This window comes from Roseateles sp. T103, from assembly GCF_057219915.1.
This window is the reverse complement of the sequence record NZ_JBXVVS010000004.1, coordinates 75,316-90,282: the sequence shown is the minus strand read 5'-3', so window position 1 is coordinate 90,282 and position 14,967 is coordinate 75,316. Positions and strand designations below refer to the sequence as shown.

11 protein-coding genes are annotated in these 14,967 nt (G+C 69.4%); 3 read left to right on the top strand and 8 right to left on the bottom strand.

Annotation, left to right across the window (positions count from 1 at the left end; genetic code table 11):
* Positions 1 to 196 precede the first annotated feature (196 nt).
* The 6 genes from AC2EBS_RS12910 to AC2EBS_RS12885 all read right to left on the bottom strand — a co-directional run bounded on the left by AC2EBS_RS12910 (position 197) and on the right by AC2EBS_RS12885 (position 9,050).
* Positions 197 to 1,669: a peptide MFS transporter gene (locus AC2EBS_RS12910; RefSeq protein ID WP_484728831.1), complete on the bottom strand. Its 1,473-nt coding sequence runs from the start codon at positions 1,667 to 1,669 to the stop codon at positions 197 to 199.
* 26 nt (positions 1,670 to 1,695) lie between these two features.
* The gene (locus AC2EBS_RS12905; RefSeq protein ID WP_484728830.1) at positions 1,696 to 3,855 is read right to left on the bottom strand and encodes a prolyl oligopeptidase family serine peptidase; all 2,160 of its coding nucleotides are present in this window, start codon (positions 3,853 to 3,855) and stop codon (positions 1,696 to 1,698) included.
* A gap of 113 nt (positions 3,856 to 3,968) precedes the next feature.
* Positions 3,969 to 4,565: a DUF1415 domain-containing protein gene (locus tag AC2EBS_RS12900; RefSeq protein ID WP_484728829.1), complete on the bottom strand. Its 597-nt coding sequence runs from the start codon at positions 4,563 to 4,565 to the stop codon at positions 3,969 to 3,971.
* Between the two features lie 77 nt (positions 4,566 to 4,642).
* Positions 4,643 to 7,159: an apolipoprotein N-acyltransferase gene (lnt, locus tag AC2EBS_RS12895; RefSeq protein WP_484728828.1), complete on the bottom strand. Its 2,517-nt coding sequence runs from the start codon at positions 7,157 to 7,159 to the stop codon at positions 4,643 to 4,645.
* On the bottom strand, positions 7,156 to 7,893 hold the full coding sequence (locus AC2EBS_RS12890) for a hypothetical protein (RefSeq protein ID WP_484728827.1): 738 nt from the start codon (positions 7,891 to 7,893) through the stop codon (positions 7,156 to 7,158). Before AC2EBS_RS12890 ends, lnt begins: the two co-directional genes overlap by 4 nt.
* A gap of 32 nt (positions 7,894 to 7,925) precedes the next feature.
* Positions 7,926 to 9,050: an SGNH/GDSL hydrolase family protein gene (locus tag AC2EBS_RS12885; RefSeq protein ID WP_484728826.1), complete on the bottom strand. Its 1,125-nt coding sequence runs from the start codon at positions 9,048 to 9,050 to the stop codon at positions 7,926 to 7,928.
* 183 nt (positions 9,051 to 9,233) lie between these two features.
* Here AC2EBS_RS12885 and AC2EBS_RS12880 point away from each other — a divergent pair, with 183 nt between their 5' ends.
* Positions 9,234 to 9,407 (top strand): hypothetical protein, encoded by a 174-nt coding sequence (locus AC2EBS_RS12880; RefSeq protein WP_484728825.1) that lies wholly within the window; start codon positions 9,234 to 9,236, stop codon positions 9,405 to 9,407.
* Here the strand turns inward: AC2EBS_RS12880 and AC2EBS_RS12875 are convergent.
* Both AC2EBS_RS12875 and AC2EBS_RS12870 read right to left on the bottom strand, forming a co-directional pair.
* Complete coding sequence (locus AC2EBS_RS12875; RefSeq protein ID WP_484728824.1) at positions 9,404 to 10,498, bottom strand: M14 family metallopeptidase; 1,095 nt, start codon at positions 10,496 to 10,498, stop codon at positions 9,404 to 9,406. The genes AC2EBS_RS12880 and AC2EBS_RS12875 overlap by 4 nt on opposite strands.
* 7 nt (positions 10,499 to 10,505) lie before the next feature.
* Positions 10,506 to 11,702: a M20 aminoacylase family protein gene (locus AC2EBS_RS12870; RefSeq protein ID WP_484728823.1), complete on the bottom strand. Its 1,197-nt coding sequence runs from the start codon at positions 11,700 to 11,702 to the stop codon at positions 10,506 to 10,508.
* A 125-nt stretch (positions 11,703 to 11,827) separates the two neighbouring features.
* On the opposite strand from AC2EBS_RS12870, the gene AC2EBS_RS12865 reads away from it, so the two are divergent.
* On the top strand, positions 11,828 to 13,867 hold the full coding sequence (locus AC2EBS_RS12865; RefSeq protein WP_484728822.1) for a molybdopterin-containing oxidoreductase family protein: 2,040 nt from the start codon (positions 11,828 to 11,830) through the stop codon (positions 13,865 to 13,867).
* On the top strand, positions 13,864 to 14,964 hold the full coding sequence (locus AC2EBS_RS12860; protein WP_484728821.1) for an aminopeptidase: 1,101 nt from the start codon (positions 13,864 to 13,866) through the stop codon (positions 14,962 to 14,964). The genes AC2EBS_RS12865 and AC2EBS_RS12860 overlap by 4 nt, the downstream gene beginning before the upstream one ends.
* Positions 14,965 to 14,967: the final 3 nt, after the last annotated feature.

The window sequence follows — 14,967 nt, the reverse complement described above, 5'->3', positions numbered from 1 at the left end:
TCCTTCCTCGGTTCTCGTTCGTTCCCTCGCCGGGAGCCCGTCTTGTGCAAGCTGCCCAGGTGATGATGGCTGCAACCCTGGGACGGCAATGCCCTGAACTGCAGCGGGTCAAGCCGGCAGTTTGAGCGCTGACCAGCGCAGCGGCAAGCGCCGGTGCGCCTTGCGCACCAAGAGTGGCCTGCCGCTGCGCCTTATGTCACGCAGGTTCGGAGCGGTGGGGCGCTGCGGGCGCGTCGGGCATGCGCATCAGCCGGCTCAGCAGCGGCGTGAGCGCGAGCAGCAGCAGCCCGGCGCCGATGGCGCCGGCAGCCAGGAAGGGGAACAGCGCGATGCCGCTGCCGGCCAGCAGCTGCTCCAGCACGCCAGCCAGGTAGTTGGCCGCCGCCGAGGAGAGGAACCACACACCCATCAGCATCGAAGCCAGGCGCAGCGGCGCGATGCGCGAGACCATGGACAGGCCCACCGGCGAGAGCATCAGCTCGCCCACGGTGTGGATCACGTAGACCGCCACCAGCCACAGTGGGCTGACCTTGCCGTGCAGCTGTGAAAGCGCATCGGCCTGGGCCATCACGATGAAGCCCAGCCCCAGCACGATCATGCCCAGCGCCTGCTTGGCGGTGTCGGGCAGTGCGAAGCGGCTGCGGTCCAGCCGCGTCCACAGCAGCGAGAACAGCGGCGCCAGCGCGACGATGACCAGCGGGTTGATGGACTGGAACAGCGAGGCAGGGATCTCGAAGCCGAGCAGCGTGCGCTCGGTCTGCTGGTCGGCGAACAGCGTCATCGTGCCGCCGGCCTGCTCGAAGCCGGTCCAGAAGGCGATCACGAAGATCATCACGATGACGATGGCGGCGACGCGTCCCCAGTCGGCGCGGGTCAGCGGCGCGTGCGACTGCTGCGGGTCCGGCCGCGCGATGGCCCACAGCGCCGCGGCGATCAGGCCCACCGCCAGTAGCACGCGCAAGGCGACCGGCAGGCCTTCGTACCAGGGCCCCACCAGTCGCCACAGGGCCAGCACCGCCAGCACCAGCGCCACGCAGCCGGCGCTCCAGGCCAGCACCGGCCCCAGGTCGGCCCGTGACAGCGGCTGCTGATGCGGCATCAGGCCCGCGCGGCCGAGCTGGCGCTGGCTGAGGAGCAGCTGGGCCAGACCCAGCGCCATGCCCACGCCAGCGGCGGCGAAGCCCCAGTGCCAGCCCACGGTCTCGCCCAGCGTGCCGGCCACGATGGGGGCCAGGAAGGCACCCAGGTTCACGCCCATGTAGAAGATCGAGTAGCCGCCGGCACGGCGGGGGTCGTTCTCGCCGTCGTAGAGCTCGCCGACCATCGCGGTGGTGTTGGGCTTGAACAGGCCGTTGCCGACGATCAGCAGGCCCAGCGCCAGGTGCAGCAGCGGCTCGAAAGCCATCGCGAAATGGCCCAGCATCATCACCGTGCCGCCGATCACGGCGGCGCGGCGCTTGCCGAGGTAGCGGTCGGCCAGCGCGCCGCCCAGCAGCGGCGTCAGGTAGACCAGGCCGGTGTACAGGCCATACAGCGCCAGCGCGTCGCCACGCTCATAGTCGAGCGCATTGACCAGGTAGAGCACCAGCAGGGCGCGCATGCCGTAGTAGCTGAAGCGCTCCCACATCTCGGTGAGAAAGATCGCGCGCAGCCCCGGGGGCTGCTTCATCGCCAGATCCGTCATCGAGGCCGGCCTCAGCGCAGTTCGAGACCGAAGGCGTTGGCAATGAAGGCCAGGATGTCGGCGCGCTCCTCGATGATCTTCGAGGTCGGCTTGCCGGCGCCATGGCCGGCCTGCGTCTCGATGCGGATCAACTTGGGCGCCGGCCCGGTGTCGGCCGCCTGCAGCGCGGCGATGTACTTGAAGCTGTGCGCCGGCACGACGCGGTCGTCATGGTCGGCCGTGGTCACCAGCACCGGCGGATAGCTGGCGCCAAAGCGGATCGTGTGCAGCGGCGAATAGGCGCGCAGCGCGCCGAACTGGCGCGCGTCGTCGGCCGAACCGTAGTCGCTGGCCCAGGCCCAGCCGATGGTGAACTTGTGGAAGCGCAGCATGTCCATCACGCCCACCTGCGGGATCGCCGCACCGAAGAGCTCGGGCCGCTGGTTGAGCACCGCGCCGACCAGCAGGCCGCCATTGGAGCCGCCGTTGATCGCCAGCTTCGCCGGCTGGGTGTAGCCCTTGGCGATCAGCCATTCGGCCGAGGCGATGAAGTCGTCGAAGACGTTCTGCTTCATCAGCTTGGTGCCGGCCTCGTGCCAGGCGGTGCCGTACTCGCCGCCGCCGCGCAGCGAGGCCAGCACATAGACGCCGCCCATGCGCATCCAGGTGGCGGCGGTCACGCTGAAGCTGGGCGTCTGCGGCACGTTGAAGCCGCCGTAGCCGTAGAGCAGGGTCGGGTTCGTGCCGTCGAGCTTCAGGCCCTTGCGGTGCGCGATGAAGACCGGCACGCGCGTGCCGTCGCGGCTTTCGACGAAGTGGCGCTCGGTGACGAACTCGTCAGCCGGGAAGGCGGTCTGCGGGCGCTTGAAGAGGGCGGTCTTCAGCGCGGCCGGATCGAGACGGTAGATCTCGCCGGGCGAGTTCAGGCTGGCATAGCTGAAGAAGGTCTCCTTGTCCTGCCAGCGGCCGCCGAAGCCGCGGGCCGTGCCCACGCCGGGCAGCGGCACCTCGCCCAGCGCACGGCCCTTGGCGTCATGAACGCGCACCAGCGTGGAGGCGTCCTTCAGGTACTGCATCAGGAAGCGGCCGGCCACGCCGTCGGCGCTGACCAGCGCATCGCTGCCCTCGGGCACCACGGTGCGCCAGTGCTTGGCGTTCGCCGGGTCGGGGCGGCCCAGGTCGATCGCGACCAGCTTGCCGCGCGGCGCGTCCTTGTTGGTGCGCAGGTACAGGGTCTTGGCGGCGAGCGTCACCGGGGCGTACTCGGCGTCGAAGGCCAGCGTCAGCGTGACGGGCTTGGCGCCGACGTAGGCACCGTTTTTCAGCGGCAGCAGCATCAGGCCGTTCTTGCGGCCACTGCCGCGCCAGACGTTGACCACGATGGCCGAGCCGTCGTCGGCCAGCCAGGTGCCGAAGCCCCACTGCTTCTCGGCCTTGTTCTCCAGCACCAGCAGGTCCTCGGACTGCGGCGTGCCGATGCGGTGGTAGTAGAGCTTCTGGAAGAAGTTGGCGCCGGTCAGCTTCTCGCCTTCCTTGGGCGCGTCGTAGCGCGAATAGAAGAAGCCTTTGCCGTCGGGCGTCCAGGTGGCGCGCGAGAACTTCACCCAGTCGATGCGGTCCGGCAGGTCCTGGCCGGTGGCGAGGTCGCGCAACTGCCAGCGCTGCCAGTCCGAGCCGCCGACCGCCACGCCATAGGCGAGCAGCTTGCCGTCGGGCGAGGGTACGGCGCCAGTCAGCGCGACGGTGCCGTCCTTGGACAGCGTGTTGGGGTCCAGCGCCACCGTGGGCGCTTCGTCCAGCGAGCGCGCGGTGTAGAGCACGTCCTGCTGCTGCAGGCCGTCGTTGCGCGTCCAGAAGTAGCGGCCGCCTTCGTGGAAGGGCACGCCGAACTTCTCGAAGTTGAACAGCTCGGTGTAGAGCTTGCGCACCGGCAGGCGCTGCGGCATCGCGGCGAGGAAGCGGTCGGTGACGGCGTTCTGCGCCTGCACCCAGGCCTTGGTCTCGGCGCTGTTGTCGTCCTCCAGCCAGCGGTAGGGGTCGGCGATGCGCTGGCCGTGATAGATATCGACTTGGTCGACCTTGCGGGTGGCGGGGTAGCTGATGGCCTCGGTGGCCAGCGTCGTGGCGTGCAGGCCGAACATCAGGGACAGGGCGGCGCACAGCGCCGCAGGATGGCGGTGGGAAGAGGGCATGCTCGGTAAGCCTTTTCGTGCGGGCCGGCCGGTGAGCCAGCGTCGGAAAAGGCGCAAGTATCGTGCAGGCCCCGTGGCGATGCGCGAGGGGAGACCCGGGGCCGGTGCGCGGCTCAGGCGCCGCGCGTCTTCAGCCCCAGCGCCATCCAGCCCGCCAGTCCCAGCTTCTCCAGCGTCTCGATATTGGTCTCGAAGATGCTGTCGGTATCGGCCATGGATTCCACCGCGCGCTCGATGCTGGACTCGCGCAGCAGATGCAGTGTGGGGTAGGGCGAGCGATTGCTGTAGTTGCTGATGTCGTCGATGTCCGTGCCCTCGAACTGATAGTCGGGATGGAAGGAGGCCACCTGCAGCTCGCCGTCGAGCTTGAGATCCTCGACCAGCGCATCGGCCGCACCGAGGAAATCGTTGAAGTCCAGGAAGTCCTTGAGCACCTGCGGATGGATCAGCAGCGTGGTCTCCACCTCGTCGGGATCGGTGCGCATCAGCAGCAGCAGTTCGCGCGCCAGCTCCTGCAGCAGGGCTTCGGGTGTCTGCGCGTCGCTGACGACATAGCGCAGGCGATTGTTGACATGCACGCTCTTGGCGAAGGGGCAGAGGTTCAGCCCGATGACGGCTTTTTCCAGCCAGTGCTGGGTGTCGGCCTGGATCTGGGACTTGTCGGCGCAGGTCGTGGCAGGCTCGGCGGCGGGTTTCTTGTCTTGACTCATGCTGCAAGACTAGCAGGGATGGCCGGCAGGCAGGCGACGCGCGGCGGCGAGCTCGACGCCGGCTGCGCTGCTCGCGCTCAGGCAAGCGCGCGCAGAAGCAGCCAGCCAGGCAGTGCGAGATAGAGCGCCGCGAGCGCCAGATGCTCGGCCCAGGCCCTGAGCTTCGCGATGGTCTCTGGCCAAAGCAGCGCGCCGAGCATCAGCAGCGTCTCGACCACAGTGCGCAGCGCCGCCGCGCACAGCGTCACGCCGATGGCCCAGGCCGCCCACCACAGCGAGAAGCTCTTCAGATAGGCCAGCAGGCCGAAGCTGTAGTACTCGCCGAAGCTGCTGCCGTAGGCGATGTGCTGGTGCAGCCGGAAGGCCGGCAATGCCATCAGCAGCGGGTAGGCGACGAACTTGGCCAGCGGATGGCCGAGCCAGCTGCGCGGCGTTGCCCGGCGTGAGCGCAGATAGCCCGCCATCCAACCAGCTGCGGCAGCGGGGTTCGTCGGTCCGCCGGCTGCCGGCAGCGCCCCGGCCAGCGCCCAGGGGTCGGCACAGGCGATGCCATAGCGCCAGGCGCTGCCATCGGCGAGGCGCAGCGTCGCGCCGGCACCGGGCAGCGGCAGGCGCCAGGGTTCGATGGCGGCCAGCTCCGCCAGCGGCAGGAGCAGCTGCCGGCGGCCGCGTGAGAAGCGCAGCTGGCCGCCAGCGACGATCTCCAGCCGGGCCGCGTAGGCGCGCAGCAGGCTCCAGGCCGCCGCCTCGGGCACGAGGAAGAGCGCGACGAAGCTGCGGATCTGCGCCAGCGTGTTGCTCTGGATCGAGCCTTCGCCAAAGAGGATGGCCCAGATCATCCACAGCAGGCTGGCGCGCGCGAAGACGCGCAGCGCGGCCGCTGCCCAGCGCGCAGCGGCAGGCAGCAGCACGATGTCCAGCGGCAGCGCCGCTGGCGTGTCGAGATCGAGACCGCTCGGCTGCTGCGCTTGTCCGCTCGCAGCGCCGCGCAGCCGGCGTCGCGCCAGCATCCAGAGCAGCAGCAACGCCAGCACCGCGCTTGCGGCGGGGCCGACCCAGTCGCCCCAGCGGACCATCAGCGTCGGCGGCGTCTCGCCCACCGGCAACGCGCCGACCACCAGCGTGCGCTCGCCCATGCGGGTGCCGGCGCGCACCTCGCCGCTGGCATCGATGACCGCGCTGTAGCCGGTGCTGGTGACGCGGAACTGCGGCAGCCTTGTCTCGATGCTGCGGAAGGCTGCCGCGGCCTGGTGCAGTGCGGGGCCAAGTTCGCTGCTGCTGAACCAGGAATCGTTGGACAGCGTCAGGATGGCCTGTGCGCCCAGCCGCACGCCGTCTATGGCCAGACCGGCGTCCATCGCGTCCAGGCAGATCAGCGGCAGCACGGGCAGCTCGCGACCATCGGCCAGCAGCAGCGGGAACACCCGCGCGCCATCGCCCGGCTGCCAGCTGCCGGCCCAGGGCAGCAGCCTGCGCAGCGCCGGGCCGTCCAGCCAGGCCGGCACGTACTCCGTCAGCGGGAAGGGGCGGCTCTTGCGGTAGTGGCCCAGCAGGCCGCGCTGCGGCGCGACGAAGGCCGCGGCGTTGTATTCGCGACCCTGCGCATCGCGCTCGTAGGTGCCGAAGACGAAGGGCACGCCGGCAGCCTGCACGAAGGAGAGGATCTCGCGGTCGAGCTCGGCGCCGGCCTCGCTCTTCGGGCGACCGAAGGTGGTCGGATAGACGGTCTCCGACCAGAGCACCGCGTCGGCACGCTGGCGCACCACCGCGTCGTGGCTCATCGCGTAATGCAGGTCCAGCACCTCGCGCACCACGGCGCCGGCGCTGCCCCTTTCGCGGCGCAGGCGCTCGTAGTCGGCGATGTTCGACTGCACCAGGGCCAGACGCAGCAGCGCGGAGCCCGCTGATGCGATGCCGGGGTCCGGCAACCGGGCGAGGGCCACGGCGCCATAGCCCGCCAGCAGCAGCGGAATCGCGGCGGCCAGGCCCAGGGGAGCGGCGGCCGCGCGCCAGCCCGAGCTGCGGCGCCGCGCCAGCGCCGCGGCGATGGCCTCATTGGCGAGCAGCAGCAGCAAGGTCAGGCCGGTGGCGCCGCCCAGCTCGGCCGCCTGGCGCAGCAGCGGCGAGGGATGCAGTCCATGGCCCAAGGTGTCGCCGAGCAGCCGCGGCAGCAGCCACTCCGCGCTGACCCAGGCGGCGCAGGCGGCCAGCGCACGCAGCGCCGGGCCGTGGGTCGGGCCGACCAGCTGACGCGTCACGGCGAAGACGATGATCTGCGGCTGGAACAGCGGCGCGCCCAGCAGCAGCAGCGCCAGGCCCGCGCCCGCGCCGATCTGCGTGTAGGCACCGATGCCGCCGCCCAGCCAGGCGAAGACGGCGGCGGTGTAGGCGACCGACATCGCCCAGGCGCTGAGCAGCGTGCCGCGCCAGGACTGCTCGCGGTCCAGCGCGCGCAACCATGGCACGAGCGCCACGAAGCCCAGCGCCCAGGCGGGGCCGCCGCGGGCATAGAGGGCGACCAGCAACGCGCTGGCCAGCACGGCAATCCAGCGGCTGTCGCGCAGCCGCGTCCAGACAGGGAGCGCAGGACTCAAGGCGTGGTCTTCGTCGGGTCTAAAGGTGCCGGCACCACGATCTGCCGCAGCGGCAGACCGGCGGGCGCTTGGTCGGCGGGCACCACGCGGTTGGCGGGTACTGCGACGGGCCGGCCCTGGGCATCCAGCGGCGGCCGGTCAGGCGAGTACATCAGGATGGGCTCGATGCGCTGGCCATCGTCGGTGGCCTGGTAGTGGCGCACATAGCCGGGCGGCAGCGGGTAGTCCTCGGGCACCGCCAGACCGACCAGCGGCGGACGCGTGCCCGGAGGCGAGAAGGCGCCCAGACCGGTGCGCACGCCAGCGGCATGCAGTCGCGCGATCACTTCGGCCATCGTCGGCACTTCGCCCTCGTTCACATAGTCGGCCAGGTCCGGAGTCTGGTCGCCGTTCGGATCGCGCTGGCGCCAGATGCGTGGCTTGGCACTTGCCTCGGGCGCTGGCAGCGCGGCCAGCTTGCGAGGAGTTGGAGCCGCCGTACTGCTGGCGGCGCCGGCGGGCAAGGCCAGCGGTGAAAAGGCCGTGCTGGTCACGCCGCTGGCTGCGGCGCTTGCCGCAGGCAGCCCGGCCGGCGCCACCGGCCGGGTGCTCCACCACCAGAACAGCAGGCCCGCCACCAGACCCAGCGCAATCGCGAGGAAGCCCAGCGAAGGGCCCCAGGCCGCATCATCCCCGGCCGCGGGGCCTGGGCTCCGTGGCGACTTGTCGTCAGGCGCTGGCGTCTGCTCCGGCATGCGTGGCGGATCGGCTGCTCAGCCCGCCCGCCTCAGGGTGCGGCCGGGTTGAAGGTGGAGATGGCCCAACCCATGCGTTCGTGGCCGAACTGGTTCCAGATCGGGTTCTTGCCGCCGGTGAACGAGGTGTAGCGCGGCGCGCCCGATCCCGTCGTGCCGCCGAACAGGCCGGCAGTCACCGTGCCGCCGCTGTAGGTCGGGTGCGTGTCGTCGGACTGGATGTAGTCGTAGCTGCTGCTGGCCGAGACGAAGTGTGCGTTGGCGTCGCGGATGGTCGAGCGCAGCGTACTGCTGATGCGCGTCACATAGCTGGACTCGCTCTCACCGGGCACGTAGCGCAGCGCGTCGGAGTCGATCTTGCCGTCGCCGTTGCTGTCGTAGTCGGCGCCCATGTATTGCGCGAAGTTGTCGGCGCACTGGAAGCCCTTCTGGCGCGCGTACTCGCACATCCAGTAGTTCATCGCCGCGAGCCGGGGCAGGAACAGCGACTGCATGTTCACCGTGGCACCGGTGCCAGGGTCCTTGCACGAGCTCTGCACATTGTCTGCTGCATAGCCCGGGTAATGCAGGTTGGAGATCACCTTGAGCTTCACGCCTGCGTAGGCGTTGGCGTTGATGTAGTCCATCGCCGCTGCCACATAGGTCTTGCAGTTCGCCACCGCGGTGCTCAGCTCGCTGTAGTTGCAGGTGCCACTCTGGCTCTTGAAGGCGGAGCGCGCTTGCAGTCCGTCGTTGCCGCACATCTCAAAGGTGACCACGCGCGTCGAGCTGGCCTGCATATAGGACCTCTCGGCGACGATCTTGTTGTTGTAGACGTCCGAGGCTACCGCGCCCGACTTGGCGCGGCGCACGCTCTCGATGTCGGCGTTCCACAGCGCCGAGAGGTACTCGGCGTCCACCGTGGGTGCCGCGTACTTCGCCGCGTTCAGCACCGAGCCGTTGTAGCCGGCGTAGATCGAGTCGCCATAGGCCACGACGCGGTACTTGGTACTGGTGCCGGCGCGGTCTATGGTCCACGAGACGTTCTGCGTCAGCGTGTTCGCGTGCGCGCTGGCAGCCATGCCCAGCAGTGCAGCGGCTGGCAAGAGGCCGCGCCAGACTGCACGCAGGCGCGCGAGCAGCGCGGGGCCGGTGCCGGGAGGGAAAGTCCTTTTCATTGCTCGTCTCCTTAGCTGTTCTTCGGCAGATTCAGGCTAGCACCGGCCCTGCGCCAAGGCCTGCGGGAATTCCTTGAGCTGCGCCGCAGCATTGCCCCCTGGCTTGAGGACAAGGATCGGTCATCGGGGTGCCGCTGTGCAACTTTGGTATGGTCGGGGTCCCGTCATCCGAGAAAGCTCTTCATGGCCAAACCGAACTACCAGTTCGAAAAGCGACAGCGAGAGCTCGCCAAGAAAAAGAAGAAGGAAGAGAAGGCACAACGCAAGGCGGCCGGGCCTGCCGCGGCAGAGCCGCAGGCGCAGCCCTCGCAGGACGACGGCGCTGCGGCGGAGCGGCCCGCGCTCGACAGCAACTAGCCGGCGCTCAAGCCGGACAGGGCCTCGCGCGCGGCCTGCCGGGCCTGCGCGACGACCTGCTGCTTCCAGTCATCGTGGTCGATGTAGAAGGCGTCGCGGATGCCGCGCTTGATCTGCGCGGCCAGCTCGGCCGGCGCCTCGGGATGCGCTTCCAGCCAGTGGTCGGCGCGTAGCGCATCGGTCACCGCGGTCCAGGGCACGGTGCCGTACTCCAGCGCGATGCCGGTGTAGCGCGCTGCCGGGCAGGCTTCATGGATGGAGTTCCACATCAGGCCCTGAAGCAGTGCGGAGCTGGAGCTGCCGTCGTAGATCGAGGTCACATCCTTGCCCCACCACTGGCGCGCGCGAGCGATGGCCGGCGGGTCGTCGCGGCCGGCCCAGATGCGCTCGCCATGGCCGCGCGGGCCCAGGCCGGTGTGCAGGTCTATCCAGGCGATGTCCGCGGCACCCTGGCCCTGCTCGGCCAGCACCTGGCGCAGCGTGACATTGCTCCAGGTCGGCGCATGACCACCGAAGAACAGGCCCAGCTCGTGCGTGTACTGGCCGCCGCTGACGGCGGCCTGCAGGCCGCGCTCGCCATGGCGCGCGGCATAGTCGCGCAGCAGCGCTTCGTCCGCCTCGCTGGGCGGCCAGTGCGCGGGCACCAGTGCGGCAGCGATCTCCTCGTAGCCGGGGTTGGCCGGCAGCGGTGCATGGTGGGCGAAATCGATGAAGTTACGGTTCAGGTCCACGCCTTCCTGCGTGACGCGGCGCCAGAACGAGAAGCCGTGCGGGTTCAGCGCGTGGATGTAGACCACCGCGAGGTCCGCATGAGCCTGCACCGCCGCGAGCCAGCTTGCGTCCGACAGCAGCGCGGTCTGGATGCCCGAGCCGCAGAAGCCCTCGACGCCATGGCAGGCGCTGCTGATGATCAGCAGGCGCTTTGCGTCGCGGTGACCCTGGCGCACCACATCCATCGCCAGCCGTTCGCCGTCACGGCCCAGCAGCGGATGCCAGTGCGGCTCGGCGTCCAGCCCGGCGGCTTCCACCGCGGCGAGGAACTTGCCGCGCGCCTCAGCGTAGCTCTGCGAGAAGTGGACAGCGGCAGTCATCGCGCGCTCAGGGCCGCGGCGAGTTCAGCCAAGCCTCTGCGAGCCTGACCCACATGGATCCGCCCAGCGGGATCAGCTCGTCGTTGAAGTCGTAGCTGGGGTTGTGCAGCATGCAGGGGCCCAGGCCGTGGCCGCCTTCGCGGTGGCTGCCGTCGCCGTTGCCGATCAGGAAGTAGCAGCCCGGCTTCTCGAGCAGGTAGTAGCTGAAGTCTTCGGCGCCCATCGTGGGCTCGAACTCCTGCACGTTGTCCGGCCCGACCAGCTCGCCGAGCACGCGACGGACGAACTCGGTCTCCTTGGGGTGGTTGATGGTCGGCGGGTAGTTGCGGTGGAACTCGAAGACCACGCTGCAGTCGAAGGCTGCGGCGATGGACTCGGCGACCTGCTGCATGCGTCGCTCGATCATGTCCAGCACTTCCAGCGTGAAGGTGCGCACCGTGCCCTGCAGTTCGCAGCTGTCGGGGATCACGTTGGTGGCTTCGCCGGCGTTGATCATCGTCACCGAGATCACGCCTGCGTCGATGGGGCGCTTGTTGCGCGTGATGATGGTCTGGAAGGCCTGCACCATCTGGCAGGCCACCGGCACCGGGTCCACGCTGTTGTGGGGCAGCGCGGCATGGCCGCCCTTGCCGCGCACGGTGATCCTGAACTCGTTGCTGGACGCGAACACCGGGCCGGTCTTCAGTGCGAACTGGCCGGCCTTCATGCCCGGCCAGTTGTGCGCGCCGAACATGGCCTCCATCGGGAACTTCTCGAACAGGCCGTCCTTGATCATCTCGCGGGCGCCGCCGCCGCCTTCCTCGGCGGGCTGGAAGACCAGGTAGACGGTGCCGTCGAAATTGCGGTGCTTGGCCAGATGCTTGGCCGCGGCCAGCAGCATCGCGGTATGGCCGTCATGGCCGCAGGCGTGCATCTTGCCGGGGTGCTTGCTGGCATGAGCGAACTTGTTGTGCTCGGTCATCGGCAACGCGTCGATGTCGGCGCGCAGGCCCACGGCGCGGTCCGAGCTGCCGTTCTTGACGATGCCCACCACGCCGGTCTTGCCCAGGCCGCGGTGTACCGGGATGCCCCAGTCGGTCAGCGCCTTGGCGATCAGCTCGGAGGTGCGCTCCTCCTCGAAGCAGAGCTCGGGGTGGGCGTGGATGTCGCGTCGCAGCGTGGCGATGCTGGACGCATCGGAGAGGATGGATTCGATCAGCTTCATGGGCTTGGGCTCCGTGGCGGCGTGCCGGGTGAGGCGGCAACGCCGGGATCCGAACGAGTGTAATCCGCGCTCTTTTCAGTGGGCACACCGGGGCCTTGCGGCGTGCGATATGCAATAGTTGCCGCATGAGTGAAACGAAGACCAGCGGCACCGGGACGATACGCATCGTCAACGGCGCCTGTCCGCATGACTGTCCAGATACCTGCGCGCTGCGCGTCACCGTCGAGGACGGCCGCGTGACCAAGGTGCAGGGTAATCCCGAGCATCCCAGCACCCATGGTGCGCTGTGCACCAAGGTGTCGCGCTATGCCGAGCGCACCTATCACGCGGAGCGCGTGCTGCATCCGCTCAAGCGCGTCAGCGCCAAGACCGAGGCGCCGCGCTTCGAGCGCGTCAGCTGGGACGAGGCGCTGGCCGACATCGCCGCGCGGCTGAAGGCCATCGCTGCGCGTGATCCGCAGGCCATCCAGCCCTACAGCTATGCCGGCACCATGGGCCTGATCCAGGGCGAGGCGATGGCCGGGCGCTTCTTCAACAGGCTGGGCGCAGCGCGGCTGGATCGCAGCATCTGTGCCAGCGCCGGCGCGCAGGCCTTGAACGAGACCTATGGCCACCGGCGCGGCATGCATCTGCGCTTCTTCGCCGAGAGCCGGCTGATCCTGATCTGGGGCAGCAACTCGATCGCGTCGAACCTGCACTTCTGGACCTATGCCAACCAGGCCAAGCGAGCGGGTGCCAAGCTCGTCTGCATCGACCCGCGCAAGACCGAGACCGCCGACAAATGCCACCAGCACATCGCGCTGCTGCCGGGCACGGACGGCGCGCTGGCGCTGGGCCTGATGCGCGAGCTGATCGTCAATGACTGGCTGGACCACGACTACATCGCGCGCCATGTGGACGGCTTCGAGGAACTGAAGGCCAAGGCGCTGGCCTGGACGCCGGAGAAGACCGCCGAGGTCTGCGGCATCAGCGCCGACGAGGTACGCGGGCTGGCGCGCGACTACGCGACGCTGACGCCCGCGGCGATCCGCCTGAACTACGGCATGCAGCGGGTGCGCGGCGGCGGCAATGCGGTGCGCCTGGTCGCGCTGCTGCCCTGCCTGACCGGCGCCTGGCGGCATCGCGCCGGCGGCCTGCTGCTGTCGGCCTCGGGCTGGGTGGCGCCGTTCAAGAACCCGGCCATCGAGCGGCCGGATCTGCTCGCTGGCCGCCAGCCGCGCATGGTGAACATGAGCACCATCGGCGATGCGCTGCTCGACGAGACGCTGCAACCCCGCATCGAGGCGCTGATCGTCTACAACAGCAACCCGGTCGCGGTGGCGCCCGAGTCGCCCAAGGTGGTCAAGGGCTTCCAGCGCAGCGATCTGTTCACCGTGGTGCTCGAGCATTTCATGACCGACACCGCCGACCTGGCCGACTATGTACTGCCGGCGACCACGCAGCTGGAGCACCTGGATGTGCACGGCAGCTACGGCCACACCGATGTATTGATCAACCATCCGGCGATTGCCCCGCTGGGCGAGGCCAAGCCCAACACGCAGATCTTCCGCGAGCTGGCCGCGGCGATGGGCTTCAGCGATGCCTGCTTCGCCGACAGCGACGAGCAGCTGGCGCGCCAGGCCTTCAGCGACGCGATCGACTTCGATGCGCTGGCTGCGCAGGGCTGGCAGCCGCTGCCGGTGCCCGACGCGCCGTTTGCCGACGGCGGCTTCCCCACCGCCAACGGCCGTGCGCAGGCCGCCGGCGCCGACTATGTGCCGCCCTACGAGAGCCGCGCTTCCAACCCCGCGCTGGCGGCGCGCTATCCGCTGGCGATGATCTCGCCGCCGGCGCGCAACTTCCTCAATAGCAGCTTCGTCAATGTGAAGAGCCTGCGCGACATCGAGGGCGAGCCGCTGCTGGAGATGCATGCCGACGATGCTGCGGCGCGGGGCCTGGCAGACGGCACGCTGGTGCGCATCTTCAACGATCGTGGCAGCTACCACTGCAAGCTGTCGGTGAGCGCCCGTGCGCGCCCCGGCGTGGTCAACGGCCTGGGCGTGTGGTGGCGCAAGCTGGGGCCCCGCGGCAGCAATGTCAACGAGCTGACGCACCAGCGCCTGACCGACCTCGGCAACGCGCCGTGCTTCTACGACTGCCTGGTCGAGGTGGAATCCAGCGCATGAGGCTCTGGCTGGCGGCGTTCGGCCTCGCGCTGTTGAGCGGCTGCGCGCAGCTCGGCTATCTGGGGCAGGCCGTGGGCGGCCATCTGCAGCTGCTGTCGGCCGCGCGGCCGGTGGACGACTGGCTGGCCGAGCCGGGCCTGGACGACAAGCTGCGCCAGCGCCTGCAGCTGGCGCACGAGATGAGAGCGTTTGCCAGTCGCGAGCTGGCGCTGCCGGACAACGCGAGCTACCGCCGCTATGCCGAGCTCAAGCGCAGCGCGGTGGTGTGGAACGTGGTCGCCGCGCCGGAGCTGTCGCTGACGCTGAAGACCTGGTGCTACCCGGTGATGGGCTGCGCCGGCTACCGCGGCTTCTTCGCCCGCGAGGCCGCCGAGGGTTTCGCTGCCGCGCTGCGGCGCGAGGAGCCGGGCCTGGATGTGTACGTCTATGGCGTGCCGGCCTACTCGACGCTGGGCTGGAGCAACTGGCTGGGCGGCGACCCGCTGCTGGACACCTTCATCCGCTATCCCGAGCCCGAGCTGGCCGGCCTGATCTTCCACGAGCTGGCGCATCAGCAGCTTTATGTGGCCGACGACACCGCGTTCAACGAGAGCTATGCCAGCGCGGTGGAGCAACTGGGGCTGCGCGCCTGGCTGGGGCAGCGTGGCGATGCGGTCATTGCCTTGTCTGCCGGCCATGCAGAGCGCCAGCAGCGCCGGGAAGAGTTCCGCGCCTTGGTCGCCGCTTATCGACAGCAGTTGGCGGCGCTCTATGCGTCGGCGCTATCGGCAGACGACAAGCGCGCCGGCAAGGCCCGCCTGATGGCGGCACTGCGCGCCGACCATCAGCGCCTGAAGGCGCAGCGCTGGGCTGGCGACACCAGCTACGACGCCTGGTTTGCCGACGTCAACAACGCCAGCCTGGCCATCCAGGCCGCCTATTCAGACCTGACCCCAGCGTTTGCGGCCCTGTACGAGCGGGCCGGCAGGGACTGGCCGACATTCCATGAGCGGGTGCGCCAGCTATCCGTCTTGCCGCGCGACGAGCGCCGGCGAGCGCTGGGGATCGCCGAGGGGCCACAATCTGGCCAAGCCGACGAAGCAACGACACAGGAGTAAGAC